This window comes from Acidovorax sp. M14, assembly GCF_049331375.1.
Classification (GTDB): domain Bacteria; phylum Pseudomonadota; class Gammaproteobacteria; order Burkholderiales; family Burkholderiaceae_C; genus Acidovorax.
Genome location: NZ_CP186263.1, coordinates 177697 through 193017, shown reverse-complemented (window position 1 = coordinate 193017; position 15321 = coordinate 177697). Strand labels below are relative to the sequence as shown.

General features: G+C 65.3%; 12 protein-coding genes. 7 read left to right on the top strand and 5 right to left on the bottom strand.

The window, feature by feature from the left end; all coding sequences use genetic code 11:
* Positions 1–10: 10 nt before the first annotated feature.
* Together ttcA and ACOYR4_RS00905 are read right to left on the bottom strand one after the other, a co-directional pair.
* Positions 11–958, bottom strand: coding sequence for a tRNA 2-thiocytidine(32) synthetase TtcA (ttcA, locus tag ACOYR4_RS00910; RefSeq protein ID WP_422848335.1), 948 nt, complete (start codon positions 956–958; stop codon positions 11–13).
* A 176-nt stretch (positions 959–1134) separates the two neighbouring features.
* Positions 1135–2199 (bottom strand): homocysteine S-methyltransferase family protein, encoded by a 1065-nt coding sequence (locus ACOYR4_RS00905; RefSeq protein WP_291443351.1) that lies wholly within the window; start codon positions 2197–2199, stop codon positions 1135–1137.
* A 185-nt stretch (positions 2200–2384) separates the two neighbouring features.
* Here ACOYR4_RS00905 and recQ point away from each other — a divergent pair, with 185 nt between their 5' ends.
* Positions 2385–4244: a DNA helicase RecQ gene (gene recQ / locus ACOYR4_RS00900; protein ID WP_422849704.1), complete on the top strand. Its 1860-nt coding sequence runs from the start codon at positions 2385–2387 to the stop codon at positions 4242–4244.
* Positions 4245–4376: 132 nt separating this feature from the next.
* The gene (locus ACOYR4_RS00895) at positions 4377–5228 is read left to right on the top strand and encodes a hypothetical protein (RefSeq protein WP_422848334.1); all 852 of its coding nucleotides are present in this window, start codon (positions 4377–4379) and stop codon (positions 5226–5228) included.
* Between the two features lie 271 nt (positions 5229–5499).
* Here ACOYR4_RS00895 and ACOYR4_RS00890 read toward each other — a convergent pair whose 3' ends face one another.
* The gene (locus tag ACOYR4_RS00890; protein WP_422848333.1) at positions 5500–5928 is read right to left on the bottom strand and encodes a hemerythrin domain-containing protein; all 429 of its coding nucleotides are present in this window, start codon (positions 5926–5928) and stop codon (positions 5500–5502) included.
* A 71-nt stretch (positions 5929–5999) separates the two neighbouring features.
* The gene (locus ACOYR4_RS00885; RefSeq protein WP_422848332.1) at positions 6000–8282 is read right to left on the bottom strand and encodes a nitric-oxide reductase large subunit; all 2283 of its coding nucleotides are present in this window, start codon (positions 8280–8282) and stop codon (positions 6000–6002) included.
* Between the two features lie 279 nt (positions 8283–8561).
* Between ACOYR4_RS00885 and norR the strand changes: the two genes are divergently transcribed.
* The 5 genes from norR to ACOYR4_RS00860 all read left to right on the top strand — a co-directional run bounded on the left by norR (position 8562) and on the right by ACOYR4_RS00860 (position 14671).
* Positions 8562–10139 (top strand): nitric oxide reductase transcriptional regulator NorR, encoded by a 1578-nt coding sequence (norR, locus tag ACOYR4_RS00880; protein WP_422848331.1) that lies wholly within the window; start codon positions 8562–8564, stop codon positions 10137–10139.
* A 121-nt stretch (positions 10140–10260) separates the two neighbouring features.
* Positions 10261–11460: a threonine ammonia-lyase gene (locus tag ACOYR4_RS00875; RefSeq protein ID WP_422848330.1), complete on the top strand. Its 1200-nt coding sequence runs from the start codon at positions 10261–10263 to the stop codon at positions 11458–11460.
* Between the two features lie 88 nt (positions 11461–11548).
* Positions 11549–11695 carry a hypothetical protein gene (locus ACOYR4_RS00870; protein ID WP_199737436.1) on the top strand — a complete coding sequence of 49 codons (147 nt, stop codon included), beginning with the start codon at positions 11549–11551 and terminating at the stop codon, positions 11693–11695.
* Between the two features lie 92 nt (positions 11696–11787).
* Positions 11788–12495 (top strand): 7-cyano-7-deazaguanine synthase QueC, encoded by a 708-nt coding sequence (queC, locus tag ACOYR4_RS00865; protein ID WP_422848329.1) that lies wholly within the window; start codon positions 11788–11790, stop codon positions 12493–12495.
* A gap of 304 nt (positions 12496–12799) precedes the next feature.
* Positions 12800–14671, top strand: a complete 1872-nt coding sequence (locus ACOYR4_RS00860; protein ID WP_422848328.1) for a phosphoenolpyruvate carboxykinase (GTP) — start codon at positions 12800–12802, stop codon at positions 14669–14671.
* Between the two features lie 201 nt (positions 14672–14872).
* On the opposite strand, the gene ACOYR4_RS00855 is transcribed toward ACOYR4_RS00860, so the two are convergent.
* Entirely contained in the window at positions 14873–15313 is a 441-nt protein-coding gene (locus ACOYR4_RS00855) for a hypothetical protein (RefSeq protein ID WP_422848327.1), read from the bottom strand.
* Between the last annotated feature and the right edge of the window lie 8 nt (positions 15314–15321).

Genomic DNA, 15321 nt, shown 5'->3' with positions numbered 1-15321 from the left:
GAGGTCAGGTTCAGCGGGGCATCAGCGGCAGGCCGCCCAGCATGCCCACGGCCTGCGCAGGAAGGTCTTCGGCATCAAACGCCTTGTCGCCATCGGCGTCCTGCACACCGTTGGGCACCAGGCCCTTGAAGTCGAACTGGCGCGGGTCCATGAAGTGCGAGGGCACCAGGTTGCGCAGCGCCACGGCCATGTTCTCGATGCGGCCGGGGTAGAGCTGTTGCCAGTCGCGCAGCATCTGGCCGATCTGCTTGCGCTGCAGGTTCTCCTGGCTGCCGCACAGGGTGCAGGGGATGATGGGGAACTGGCGGTGCTCGGCCCAGCGTGTGAGGTCGTCCTCGGCCACATAGGCCAGCGGGCGGATGATGAGGTGGTCGCCCCGGTCGCTCTGCACCTTGGGCGGCATGCCCTTGAGCTTGCCGCCAAAGAACATGTTCAAAAAGAAGGTCTGCAGCATGTCGTCGCGGTGGTGGCCCAGCGCGATCTTGGTGGCCCCCAGCTCATCGGCCACGCGGTACAGAATGCCCCGGCGCAGGCGGCTGCACAGGCTGCACATGGTCTTGCCTTCGGGGATGTGCTCCTTGACGACGCTGTAGGTGTCCTGCGTTTCGATGTGGAAGGGCACGCCCACCTGCGTCAAATACTCGGGCAGCACATGGGCCGGAAAGCCTGGCTGCTTCTGATCGAGGTTGACGGCGATCAGCTCGAACTTGTTGCCGTTGCGCTGCTGCAGCATGCGCAGCACGTCCAGCATTCCATAACTGTCTTTGCCGCCCGACACGCACACCATCACCTTGTCGCCGTCTTCGATCAGGCCAAAGTCGCCAATGGCCTGGGCCACTTGGCGCACCAGGCGCTTTTCAAGCTTGAGCGCGGCGTGCGCGGCGGCCTTGGCAGCCGCTGCGGCTGCGTCGTCGCCCTCCACAAAGGAAGAGGCGGGCGGGGTGGCGGTATCAAGCATGGGGTGAACGGACCAAACGGCGAAACGGGGATGCGCAATGAAGGGGGATTGCAAGGTTGCCGCACCCGGCGGCGCCTTGCAATGGGCTGCCGCACTGCGCTGGTACGGCATTTACTACATTTTTTATAGCTGCTTGCGCTTATTGAATAAGCGCTAGAGGACGATTTGACTCAAATTCAGGCTTCTGCGGGGTAGAACATCTTGCGCGTGGGCACATCGGCCACCGCCTTGGCAATGGCGCCGATGTGGTCTGGCGTGGTGCCGCAGCAGCCGCCCAGGATGTTGACCAGCCCCTCCGCCGCGAACTCGTGCACCAGGCGGCTGGTGATCTCGGGCGTTTCGTCAAAGCCGGTGTCGCTCATCGGGTTGGGCAAGCCGGCGTTGGGGTAGCAGCTGATGAAGGTGTCCTCGGCCACGCGGTTCAGCTCCTGGATGTAGGGGCGCATCAGCGTGGCGCCCAGGGCGCAGTTCAGGCCAATGGCCAGCGGGCGCGAGTGGCGCACGCTGTGCCAGAAGGCGGTGACGGTCTGACCGCTCAGGATGCGGCCCGATGCGTCGGTCACGGTGCCGCTGATGATGAGGGGCAGGCGCTCGCCGCTCTTTTCAAAGAACTCGTCAATCGCGAACAGCGCGGCCTTGGCGTTCAGGGTGTCGAAGATGGTCTCGACCAGCAGCACGTCGGCGCCGCCTTCGACCAGCGCTTCGGTCTGCTCGTAGTAGGCGGCGCGCAGGGTTTCAAAGTCGATGTTGCGGGCGCCCGGGTCGTTCACGTCGGGGCTGATGCTGGCCGTCTTGGGCGTGGGGCCGAGGGCTCCGGCCACAAAGCGAGGCTTGTCGGGCGTCGAATACTTGTCGCAGGCAGCGCGCGCCAATTGGGCGGAGCGCAGGTTCATCTCGCGCGCCAGGTGGGCCATGTGGTAGTCCTCCTGCGCCACGGTGGTGGCGCCGAAGGTGTTGGTTTCGATCAGGTCGGCCCCGGCCGCCAGGTAGCGCTCGTGGATGTCGCGGATCACGTCGGGACGGGTGATGCTGAGCAGCTCGTTGTTGCCCTTCACGTCGTACGCAAAGTCCTTGAACCGGTCGCCCGCGCCATCCGGCCCGGTGTAGCCCTCGCCCCGGTACTGCGCCTCGCCCAGCTTGAAGCGCTGGATCATGGTGCCCATGGCGCCGTCGAGGATGACGATGCGTTGGGCGAGGATGTCGGGCAGTTGCGCGGCGCGCGTGTAGTGGAGGGCTTGCATAGGGCGCTATTGTAGAAAGCCAGCCCCTCGCCCTCTTGCAGCGCACAATATGCGCCTGCCGCGCACGGGGCCAAGCCCAGGCACGGCAAAGGATTTTGGCCTTATTGGCACCAAGCGCTGGATTCGTATGCGCTGGCACCTATCAATTTCAGAGTATTCGTTTGTCTCCTCGCCTGTCCCCCGCACTGTCCCCTGCCCATGCCGTTTTGCAGGACGTTTTTGGCTACGAGCAGTTTCGCGGTCCCCAGCAGGCCATCGTCGAGCATGTGATCGCCGGCGGCGATGCGCTGGTGCTCATGCCCACGGGTGGCGGCAAGTCGCTGTGCTACCAGGTGCCAGCCATCGTGCGCCAGCAGCAGGGGCGTGGGGTCACCATCGTGGTCTCGCCCCTGATTGCGTTGATGCACGACCAGGTGGGCGCGCTGCACGAGGCGGGGGTGTCTGCCGCGTTTCTCAACTCCACGCTGAGCTATGACGAGACGCAGGACGTGGAGCTGCGGCTGCAGACTGGCGACATCACACTGCTGTATGCCGCGCCCGAGCGGCTGAACACGCCCCGGTTCCTGGGTCTGCTCGATAGCCTGTACCACGGCGGTCACCTGTCGCTGTTCGCCATCGACGAGGCGCACTGCGTGAGCCAGTGGGGCCACGACTTCCGCCCCGAATACCGCGCGCTCACGTTGCTGCATGAGCGTTATGCGGGCGTTCCCCGCATTGCACTCACGGCCACGGCCGATGCGCTCACGCGCGCCGACATCGTGGAGCGACTGCAGCTGGAGGGCGCGCAGCACTTCGTGAGCAGCTTTGACCGGCCCAACATCCGCTACCGCATCGAAGAAAAGAAGGAGCCGCTGGCGCAGCTGCTGCGCTTCATCGAGCGCGAGCACCCGGAGGACGCGGGCGTGGTGTACTGCCAGTCGCGCAAGCGCGTGGAGGAGATGTCGGCCGCACTGGTGGACGCGGGCCTCAAGTCCCTGCCCTACCACGCCGGCCTGCCTGCTGAGGTGCGCCAGCAGAACCAGGACCGCTTCCTGCGCGAGGAAGGCATTGTGATGGTGGCCACCATCGCGTTCGGCATGGGCATCGACAAACCCGACGTGCGCTTTGTGGCGCATGTGGACATGCCCAAGAACATCGAGGGCTACTACCAGGAGACCGGCCGCGCAGGCCGCGACGGGCTGAATGCCGACGCCTGGATGGCCTACGGCCTGCAGGACGTGGTGAACCAGCGCCGCATGATCGACGAGAGCCCCGCGAGCGAGGAGTTCAAGCAGGTGATGCGCGGCAAGCTCGATGCGCTGCTGGCCCTGGCCGAGGCCACCGATTGCCGGCGCGTACGGCTGCTGGGCTACTTTGGCGAGCACTCCACGCCCTGCGGCAACTGCGACAACTGCCTGAACCCGCCTGTGGTGTGGGACGGCACGGATGCCGCCCGCAAGCTGCTGTCCACCATCTACCGCGTGCAGCAGGCCAGCGGCCTGAGCTTTGGCACCGGCCACATCATGGACATCGTGCGCGGCAAGGACACCGACAAGGTAAAGCAGTTTGGGCACGACAAACTCTCCACCTTCGGCGTGGGCAAGGACTATTCCGAAGCGCAATTGCGCGGCGTGCTGCGCCAGCTGCTGGCCACCGGGGCCGTGGGGCTGCAAAAAGTGATGCTGGAGAGCGGCCACAGCTTCGACACGCTGAGCCTTACCGAAGGCTCCCGCCCCGTGCTCAAGGGGGACGTGCCCGTGCTGCTGCGCGAATCCACGGCCAGCGCGCACGCCAAGCGCACGCGCCGCAGCACGGCACCGCCCGCCGCTGCCGCCAACCTGGGGCCCGATGCCCAAGCTCGCTTCATCAACCTCAAGGCCTGGCGTGCCGAGGTGGCGCGCGAGCACAACCTGCCCGCGTATGTGATCTTTCACGACGCCACGCTGGCCGCGATTGCCGAGCGCAACCCCGCGTCCCTGGACGACCTGCAGGGCATCAGTGGCATGGGGGCGAAGAAGCTGGAGGCGTATGGAGCGGAGGTGCTGAGGGTGGTGGAAGGTCGCTGATTTCTGTCACATCAGCGACGCGTGTCCCCCTGCATCTGCTGGCAATTTAGTTTGCTGTGCGGCCACTGAAAGGGGATACATTCGGTTGGATTGTCTAACCACCACTGCTGTATTCAAGAGAGGGAGAGAGGGATGCGTTCCAAGAAATTGATGGCTGTCGTATTGCTATCGGGAGCGGGCCTGGCGCAAGCATTTGCACCACAGGCAGGGACCTGGGTAGTGAGCTCTGAACTGGATGGCAAGCCAGGGCGGGGGCTGGCGATTGACGTGCAGAACGACACGTTCGTGATGCAGATGTATGCCTACGAAAGCAGCGGACAGCCTACCTTCTATTTGGCAACAGGCAAGATAGCGAATGATCAGGTCGCAGCACCCTTGATTCGTTACACAGGGGGACGTTATCTGGGTAGCGGCCCACTTTCAGGAAAAGAGGCGGGCAACGTCGGCACGGTGCGATTCCGTTTCACCAGCGGAGCCACGGGCTACATCACCCTCCCGGGTGAATCTGAGAAAGCCATCTCCCGGTTCAATTTTGGGTATGCCTTTGCAGCATCCAGCCTTGTGGGCATCTGGGCATTGACCTCTTTAGGCTCGGAAGGTCTTGTCGCGGATGCCGCGCAGCTGACCAGCAACTTGGGCCCTACCTCCACGGGAAATGGCCTTGTCGCAACCTCAGACGGACTTTTCGGGTGTGAGCACCAGACCTCCGGCGGATTGGCAGGTAACGTGCTGTGCATCAAGATCAACGCGCAAGGTCAACTGCAACGATCCTATGTCTTTGCCTACAGCGTGAATGAAGGTGAAGGCTATTCCCAGCGCTCTGGCACCGGAACGCAACAACTCCTGTCTGTTCGCCGGCTGACAACGCCGCAGGGCGTCGGCACGGGTCTCGTCTACAAATCGGACGAACAACAGTCTGTGGTTGAACATCCTGCGCTACGGTTTCATATGGAGAACATTGCGACTGGCGGCTCTCTCAACTGAGCCAGATTGCCGCCAGGGGCAACCCCGGCACTCCCCCAGCGCTGCGAACAGCGCACGGAGGAGGGGGCTGCTACAGGCAGGCTTGGGCTGGAGGCAGCGGTGAGAACTGCATTGTTGGTTTTCACGATCCAGTACAAACACCGCAGGCGGTTTGATAGAACCTAGCCGAGTGGAATGCAGGGAAAAATGCCGTCGCATTGGCCGTGTCTTTAGGCCCTTCCGATGGTTCATGCGCATGTTGCGGCATGCGATGGGTTAGAAAAGCCGCGGTTCAATGGCAATCAGCGGTTTCATCCTCTTCGATGCGCGGATAAAAGTCGTGGTCCTCGCGCTGCATGCGTTCAAACACGCGGCGCAGCACCACATTGGCTTCACTGCGAAAGCCCTCGGCATCGCGGCGCACGCTGTCGGCCGTGTTCCAGCGGCGCGCGAAGGCGTCGTAGGTGCTGGCAATGGAGGCCATCTCGCTCTGGTACTGGCGGCCCATGCGCGCCAGCTCGGCGTTGCCGCCGCGCTGCAATGCGGGGTACAGCACCTGGTCCTCCACGGCCAGGTGCAGCTTGATGGTGCCGCTCATCGCAACGATGCCCTGGGCGATGGCCGTGGCGTTGGCCTCCACTCCGGCATGGGCCAGGGCGCGCAAGGTGGCGATGCTGCGCAGGATGTCGGTGTGCTGGTGCTTGAATTTGTCGAGGTTCATGTTCGCTCCTTGTGGGATGAATAAGGGCCTGCGCTGCCGCCGGGGATTGTGGTGGCAGCGCACGGCGCGGGTCAGCGGCGGGTCTCCGCCAGGGTGGCGCCCGCAGGGACGGCCGGTGCGCGCGAGCCCAACACGCCGCTCACCACCTGCCAGGCCACGGCCAGCGCGCCGACGATGAAGACCACGTCGCCGAAGGTGCGCACCCAGCGCAGCGTCTGGATGAAGGGCTGCTGCATGAAGGCCTCGCCCCGGGCGTACCACAGGCCTTCGCTCACGCTGGCGTGGAACTGGAACAGGCCGATGGGCAGCAGGCTGGTGGCAATCATCAGCACCAGGCCCGCGTTGAGCCACCAGAAGCCCGTGGCCATGAGCCGGTCGCTGAACACCAGCTGCGGCCGGATGTAGCGCAGCACCAGCAGCGTGAAGCCCAGCGCCAGGAAGCCGTAAACACCGAACAGCGCGGCATGCGCATGCACGGGCGTGGTGTTCAGGCCCTGCACGTAGTACAGCGAGATGGGCGGGTTGATCATGAAGCCAAAGACGCCCGCGCCCAGCATGTTCCAGAAGGCGACGGCGACGAAGCACATCAGCGGCCAGCGCAGCCGCGCCATCCAGGGCGCGCGGTGCTGCAGGCGCCAGTGTTCCCAGGCCTCGTGGCCCAGTACCACCAGGGGCACGACTTCAAGCGCACTGAAGGCTGCGCCCACCGCCATCACCGGCGTGGTGGTGCCGGCAAAGTACAGGTGGTGGAAGGTGCCAGGCACGCCGCCCAGCATGAAGAGCGAGGCCGAGGCCAGGCTGGCCGTGGTGGCCATGCGCACCGACACCAGCCCCAGCGTGGAGAAAATGAAGGCGAGCGCCGTGGTGGCGAAGACTTCAAAGAAGCCCTCGACCCACAGATGCACCACCCACCAGCGCCAGTACTCCATCACCGACAGGTGCGTGCGCTCGCCATAGAAGAAGCCGGCGCCGTAAAACAGGCCGATGGCGATGACCGATGCAGAAAGCAGCGCCAGCAGGTTCTTGTCGCCGGGCTGGCGGAACGCCGGCAGGATGCCGCGCAACATCAGCACCAGCCAGAAGGCCACGCCGGTGAACTTGCCGATCTGCCACAGGCGGCCCAGGTCCACGTATTCATAGCCCTGGTGGCCCAGCCAGAAGTTCCACTCGGGCGGCATGATCTGCGCAATGGCCAGGTAGTTGCCCGCGAACGAGCCCACCACCACGACCACCAGCGCCCAGAACAGGATGTCCACGCCCAGCTTCTGGTACGCCGGGTCTTTGCCGCCGTTGATGAGCGGAGCGAGAAACAAGCCGGCCGCCAAAAAGCCCGAGGCGATCCAGAACAGCGCGCTCTGGATGTGCCAGGTGCGCACCAGCGAGTACGGGAACCACTGCGACACGTCGATGCCGTAGAACTGCTGGCCTTCCACCGTGTAGTGCGCCGTGAAACCGCCCAGCAGCACCTGGAAGCTGAACAGCGCGACGATGAGGAACAGGTACTTGCCCAGGGCACGCTGCGAGGGCGTGAGCGGCACACGTGCCAACGGGTCCTGGCGGGGCGGCTCGGGGTCGGCCTCGTCGTGCTTGCGCAAAAACGCCCAGCCCCACACGAGGAAGCCCACGCCCGCCATCATCACGACCACGCTCATCACCGACCACACCATGTTCTCTGCGGTAGGCTTGTTTCCGATGAGCGGTTCGTGCGGCCAGTTGTTGGTATACGTTGCTGTCGTACCCGGTCGCTCGGTGGCGGCGGCCCAGGCCGTCCAGAAGAAGAAGCCCATCATCTGCGCGCGACGCTCGGCGTTGGGCAAGGTGTTCTCCTTCATCGCGAAATGCTCGCGGGTCTTGTGCAGCGCGGGCGCATCGCTGAAAAGCTGGTCGTAATACAGCGCCGTTTTTGCGATCGCATCGGCCCGCGTGGACGACACCATGGCCACGCCCGTTTCGGGGTTGTAGGTGTTGGTACGGTACTCGGTCTTCATGCGGTCGCGCAGCACAGCCTGCGCGGCGGCGTCGATGTCTGCAAAAGGCCTACCGTGCGCGCGCTCGGCCGCGACGTCGAGCCAGTTGAGCAGCTCGCGGTGCAGCCAGTCGGCCGTCCAGTCCGGGGCCTGGTAGGCACCATGGCCCCAGATGGAGCCCAGCTGCATGCCGCCCACCGACTGCCAGGCGGTCTGGCCGTCCAGGATGCTGTCGTGGGTGTAGAGGACTTCGCCCCCGGCCGTTTCAATCTTGGCGGGAATGGGCGGTGCGGTGCGGTACACCTCGGCGCCGTAGTAGCCCAGCAGGCTGAAGGTGACGATGAGCACGCCGATCAGCGTGAACCAGAGCTTGCGGTAGTTACCCATGGCGGGCCTCCTGCTTCGATGAAACGGCGAACGGGCGGGGCCAGCGAGGGCGGGCCACAGCGAGACAGGCGGCGTGATGGACCGCCCGGAGGGCCAGGCAGGCCGCAGGTGGACAGGATGTGAAGATCATGGTGAGGTGACGAGTGAATCGATCCACCCCCCTATCGCAAGCGCCGGGCCAACGGCGGCGCCCAATAAAATCAATTACTTATAAAGTTCACGGTATTTATTACCCCAGTGGATTGGGGTTAAATTCACCCATACGAGGTAAAAAACACCATGGATCACCAACCCCTGCTGGCCGACCTGTCCACCGATCTGCCGCAGGCCGTGCGCCTGCAGCGGCTGGTGGACCACCTGCGCGCCCGCTTTCACTGCGGCGCTGTGGCGCTGCTGCAGCTGGAACAGGACCATCTGCGACCCGTCGCCGTGGACGGCCTGGTGCGCGAGGCGCTGGGGCGCCGCTTTGCCGTCAGCCAGCACCCGCGGCTCGCGGCCATCCTGGCGCGGCGGGAGGTGACCTGCTTTGACCACGACAGCACCCTGCCCGACCCCTACGACGGCTTGCTCGACACCCTGGTGGGCGAGCCCCTGCCCGTGCACGACTGCATGGGCATTAGCCTGCAGGTGGACGGTCAGCCCTGGGGCGTGCTCACGCTCGACGCCCTGCAGACCGGCACTTTTGGCGAGGCTGCACGCGCTGCGCTGGCCGACTGCAAGGTACTGGTGGAGGCCGCCGTGCGCATCTCACGGCTGGAGCGCGAGGTGCAGGCGCTGCGCAGCGCCCCCCACACCCGTGGCGCCGAGGATGAGCGCACCACCCGCGCGGGCGAGGGCGACATGGAGATCGTCGGCCAGAGCGAGCCCCTGCTGCGCCTGCTGCACGAGCTGGAGGTGGTGGCGGGCTCGGACCTGCCCGTGCTGCTGCTGGGCGAAACCGGCGTGGGCAAGGAGCTGTTTGCGCGCCTGCTGCACCGCCAGTCGCCACGCGCTGCGTGCCCGCTGGTGCACGTGAACTGCGCGGCGCTGCCGGAGTCGCTGGCCGAGAGCGAGCTGTTTGGCCACGTGCGCGGCGCGTTCTCGGGCGCAGTGACCGACCGGCCCGGGCGCTTTGAGGCCGCCGAGGGCGGCACGCTGTTCCTGGACGAGGTGGGCGAGCTGCCGCTGGCCGTGCAGGCCAAGCTGCTGCGCACGCTGCAGAACGGCGAAATCCAGCGCCTGGGCGCCGACCGGCCACGCCGTGTGGACGTGCGGGTGGTCGCCGCCACCAATCGCAACCTGCGCGAGCAGGTGGCTGCGGGCGACTTTCGCGCTGACCTGTACCACCGGCTCTCCGTGTACCCCGTGCCCATCCCGCCGCTGCGCGAGCGGGGCAACGATGTGCTGCTCATTGCGGGCCGGTTTCTGGAGTTGAACCGTGCGCGCCTCGGTCTGCGCAGCCTGCGGCTGTCGGCCAGAGCGCAAGAGGCGCTGCGCCGATACCCTTGGCCCGGCAATATCCGCGAGCTGGAGCATGTGATCAGCCGGGCCGCCCTCAAGGCGCTGAGCCGGGGCGTGAGCCGCACCGACATCGTGACCCTGGAGCCCGTGCTGCTGGACCTGGACGCTCACGCCGCCAGCGCGGCCCCTGCCCCGCTGGACGCGAGTGCTCCCGCTCAGGCCACAGAGCCACCCGCGACTGCCTCCACGACGGACACAGCCGGCAGCCCGCTTCGCGACGCCGTGGATGCTTGCCAGCGGCACGCCATCACCCAGGCGCTGGCGCGCCACCAGGGCAACTGGGCCCAGGCCGCGCGTGCGCTGGAGGTGGACGCGAGCAACCTGCACAAGCTGGCGCGCAGGCTGGGTCTCAAATAGATCATCAAAATTGATAGCTGCTAACGCATGATCCTCTAGCGCTTGGGGCACTTTTCACTCCATTTTTCGGCCAGCACCTGCCGCCGCGCTCCACCGGCGCGGGTTGCGCCACAATCGGCCCATGCTGACCCTTCAAGACATCCGCGACGCCGCCACCCGCTTACAAGGCCAGGTGCTGGACACCCCCTGTGTCGAATCCAAGACGCTCTCGCAGATCGTGGGTGCGCAGGTGTTCCTCAAGTTCGAGAACCTGCAGTTCACCGCGTCCTTCAAGGAGCGCGGCGCCTGCAACCGTCTCACGCTGCTGACCGACGAGGAGCGTGCGCGCGGCGTGGTGGCCATGAGCGCCGGCAACCATGCCCAGGGCGTGGCCTACCACGCACAGCGCCTGGGCCTGCGCGCAGTCATCGTGATGCCGCGCTTCACGCCCGGCGTGAAGGTGGAGCGCACGCGCGGATTTGGCGCCGAGGTGGTGCTGCATGGCGACACGCTGGAAGAAGCCCGCGCCCATGCCTATGCGCTGGCAGACGCGCAGGGCCTGACCTTTGTGCACCCGTATGACGATGAAGGCGTGGCTGCGGGACAGGGCACTCTGGGCCTGGAGATGCTGCAGGCCGTGCCCGACCTCGACACGCTGGTGATTGCCGTGGGCGGCGGCGGGCTGATCTCGGGTGTGGCCACGGCCGCCAAGGCGCTCAAGCCGGGCATCGAGATCATTGGTGTGCAGACCGCACGCTTTCCGGCCATGGTCAACGCCGTCAAGGGCACGCACCACCCGCAGGGCACGTCAACAATAGCCGAGGGCATTGCCGTGGGAACGCCGGGCAAGATCACACAGGAGATCGTCAAACGCCTGGTGGACGACCTGGTGCTGGTGGACGAGGGCGACATCGAGCAGGCGGTGCTGATGCTGCTGGAGATCGAAAAGACCCTCGTCGAAGGCGCAGGCGCCGCCGGCCTGGCGGCGTTGGTGCGCTACCCCGAACGCTTCCAGGGCAAGCGCGTGGGCCTGGTGCTGTGCGGCGGCAACATCGACCCGCTGCTGCTGGCGGCCATCATCGAGCGCGGCATGGTGCGCTCGGGGCGCTTGGCGCGCATCAAGGTCAGCGCACGCGATGTGCCCGGCGTGCTGGCGCGCATCACCGCCACCGTGGCCGACGCGGGCGCCAACATCGAGGAAGTGCACCACCAGCGCGCCTTCACCATGCTGGCCGCGCAGAACGTGGAGATCGAACTGGTGCTGCAAACCCGGGGCAAGCCCCATGTGGATGAGGTGCTGGGACAGCTGCGGGCGGCGGGCATGCAGGCCGACCTGATCTGAGAGCCTGTTCATAGAGACCACAGGGTTTTGCCCCTGCACAGGTTCTCGCGGCTAGAATTGCGCAAGTTTTAAGCATCTGGAGCCCACCATGTCTGACCACAACAACTCGCACGCCCCCGCAACACCATCGAACGACCCTGTGGAAAACGTCGTTCACGTGGTCCCCGTCGTGCTGCCGGTGGTGGGCGGCATCATGATGTTCCTGCTGGCGTTCATCGCCGTGATGATGGCCTGACCGCTCCGGCAGGCCTCCACCACAGCCCCGCAGTGCGGGGTTTTTTTTCGTCCAGCCCCCACTCCCATCCTCGTTTGACCAGGAGAACCCCCATGAGACCCGGACACGCACTCGTCCTCTTTTCCGGAGGCCAAGACTCCACCACCTGCCTGGCCTGGGCCCTGGAGCACTTTGCCCATGTCGAAACCATCGGCTTTGACTATGGCCAACGCCACCATATCGAACTGCAGGCGCGGCAGACGGTGCTGTCATCGCTGCGCGCGCAGTTTCCGCAGTGGAACGCCCGGCTGGGCGAGGACCACATGCTGGACCTGGCGGTCCTGGGCCACATCAGCGACACCGCCCTGACCAGCGACACCGAGATCCAGATGACCGCCGCCGGCCTGCCCAACACTTTTGTGCCAGGGCGCAACCTGCTGTTCTTCCAGCTGGCGGCCGCCGTGGGCTACCGGCGTGGCCTGCACACTCTGGTGGGCGGCATGTGCGAGACCGACTTTTCGGGCTACCCCGACTGCCGTGACGACACGCTCAAGGCGCTGCAGGTCGCGGTGTCGCTGGGCATGGGACAGCGTTTCACCTTCGATACCCCACTCATGTGGCTGGACAAGGCCGAGACCTGGGAGCTGGCCCGGGCCCTCGGTGGGCAGACACTGGTCGATCTGATCGTGAACGACTCGCACACCTGCTACCACGGCGTGCGCGACACGCTGCATGCGTGGGGCTACGGCTGCGGCACCTGCCCGGCCTGCGCGCTGCGCAAAAGCGGCTATGAGCGCTGGAGCGGTGCCACGACCGCCTAGCCCCAAAGTCCACGAAGATGGGGCAAGAACCATGCATAAACCTATGTTATTTTTGCATGATTTTGACCCCTGTCTGACAGACAAATGGGTGGCAGATTCATAAAATTGACATCCCAGCCGACCCGCGGAATCCGTGGAACTAGCCTCCACCCGTGGGGCTGACACACGCTCCCGCCCGCCGACTGAGCACGAAAGCCGTTTTTTCAAAGGCAGCGCTCAGCACCGCAATTGCGCCAGGCCTCGCCGTGACCCGTTCGGTCCGCTTCCTTTGGAAAAACGTTTTTTCAACTTAGGAAGCTCCCCGATGAACGCACCCACGATGCAGGGCCTGAATCTCAACGCCCCCGCTTACGTCAAAAACGCCCGGCTGCTCGCCTGGGTGGCCGACATGGCCGCCCTGTGCAAGCCCGACAGCATCTACTGGTGCGATGGCTCCCAGGAAGAGTACGACCGCCTGTGCCAGCAGCTGGTCGATGCCGGCACCTTCAAGAAGCTGAACCCCGCCAAGCGCCCTGGCAGCTTCCTGGCCTGGTCTGACCCATCGGACGTGGCCCGTGTGGAAGACCGCACCTACATCTGCTCGGCCGCCAAGGAAGATGCCGGCCCCACCAACAACTGGATGGCCCCCGCTGAAATGCGCGCCACGCTGCAGCCTCTATTTGAAGGCTGCATGAAGGGCCGCACTATGTACGTGGTGCCTTTCAGCATGGGCCCGCTGGGCAGCCACATCGCCCACATCGGCGTGGAGCTTACCGACAGCGCCTACGTGGCCGTCAACCAGCGCCTGATGACCCGCATGGGCAAGGCCGTGTACGACGTGCTGGGCGTGGAAGGCGAGTTCGTGCCCTGCATGCACACCGTGGGCGCGCCCCTGGCCGAAGGCGAGAAGGACACGACTAGCTGGCCTTGCAACCCCAAGGTCAAGTACATCGTGCACTACCCCGAAACGCGCGAGATCTGGTCGTACGGCTCGGGCTACGGCGGCAATGCGCTGCTGGGCAAGAAGTGCCTGGCCCTGCGCATCGCCTCCACCATGGGCCGTGACCAAGGCTGGCTGGCCGAACACATGCTCATCCTGGGCGTGACCAACCCCGAGGGCAAGAAGTACCACGTGGCTGCGGCCTTCCCCAGCGCCTGCGGCAAGACCAACTTCTCCATGCTGGTGCCGCCCGAGGCGGGCTTTGCCGGCTGGAAGGTCACCACCATCGGTGACGACATCGCCTGGATCAAGCCCCATGCCGACGGCAAGATGTACGCCATCAACCCCGAGGCTGGCTACTTTGGCGTGGCCCCCGGCACCAACATGCACACCAACCCCAACTGCATGCGCAGCCTGGACAAGGACGTGATCTTCACCAACGTGGCCCTGACGGATGACGGCGACGTGTGGTGGGAAGGTATGGAAAAGGACACTGGCAAGCTGCCCGACCACCTGATCGACTGGCAAGGCAAGGACTGGACGCCCCAGATCGCCAAGGAAACCGGCGCCAAGGCTGCGCACCCCAACTCGCGCTTCACCGTGGCTGCCACCAACAACCCAGCGCTCGACCCCCAGTGGGACGATGCCAATGGCGTAGCCATTGACGCCTTCATTTTCGGCGGCCGCCGCTCCACCACCGTGCCGCTGGTGACCGAAGCCCGCACCTGGACCGAAGGCGTGTACATGGCTGCGACCATGGGTTCCGAAACCACCGCCGCCGCCTTTGGCGCCCAGGGCGTGGTGCGCCGGGACCCGTTCGCCATGCTGCCGTTCTGCGGCTACAACATGAGCGACTACTTCCAGCACTGGCTGAACATGGAAGGCCAAATTGCCGCCACCGGCAAGGCGCTGCCCAAGGTGTTCTGCGTGAACTGGTTCCGCAAGGACGAAGCCGGCAAGTTCGTCTGGCCCGGTTATGGCGACAACATGCGCGTGCTCAAGTGGATGATCGACCGCATCGAAGGCCAGGCCCAAGGCCAGGAAACCATGTTTGGCGTGGCCCCGCAGTACGCCGAGATCAACTGGACCGGTCTGGATTTCAGTGCCCAGAAGTTCGACGCTGTGACCAGCATCGACAAGGCCGCATGGACGGAAGAGTTCAAGTTGCACACCGCCCACTTTGAGCAGCTGGCCTACCACCTGCCCCGAGCGCTGCTCGATACCAAGGCGCAACTGGAAAAGCGCCTGGCGGCCTGATACGACCGTCCGATCCAGGAAGCTTCCCGCTCAAAGCCGTCCCGCCCTCGCGGGGCGGCTTTTTTTCGCCACCGCGTTGCAGCAACAGCAATGACCTGGAGCATCAGGAGCAGTGCATCGCGAACGAGGCATAAAAAAAGCCGTGGCGTCTGCCACGGCTTTGAATTGGATGGGTTGCGCAGCGTGTGCCGCGCAATGCCCTCAGTAGTACTTGCGGATGCTGTCCACGGTGGGGATGCCCATCGCATGGTTCAGTTCCGCCATGATCCGGGGGTCCTTCAGGGCGACTTGCCAGGTGCGCTGGTCTTCAGCGGCGCGGCGACGGCTTTCGGCCCAGGCCAGCGCGGAACCGCGCAGCGCCACGCCGGCGCGACGGGCGGGGCTGGTCAGCAGGGCCAGCGCGGCGAAGGCCACGAGCCACAGCACCATCCAGGCGGCCAGCAGGTGGCCTTCGCTCCAGGTGTCGATCACCTGGTTGGCCACCACCAGCAGTGCGGACACCACGGCCGCGAGCAGGAGGGTGGCAGCGCCGCGGGCGCCATCAAAGCGGGCAGCAGCGCCCTTCAGGGCTGCAGCGGCGTTTTCGGCGCGGACAACGCCGGGGTGTTCGGTGGGGTACTCAACGTGTGCAAAGGCGGTCATTTCGGTTT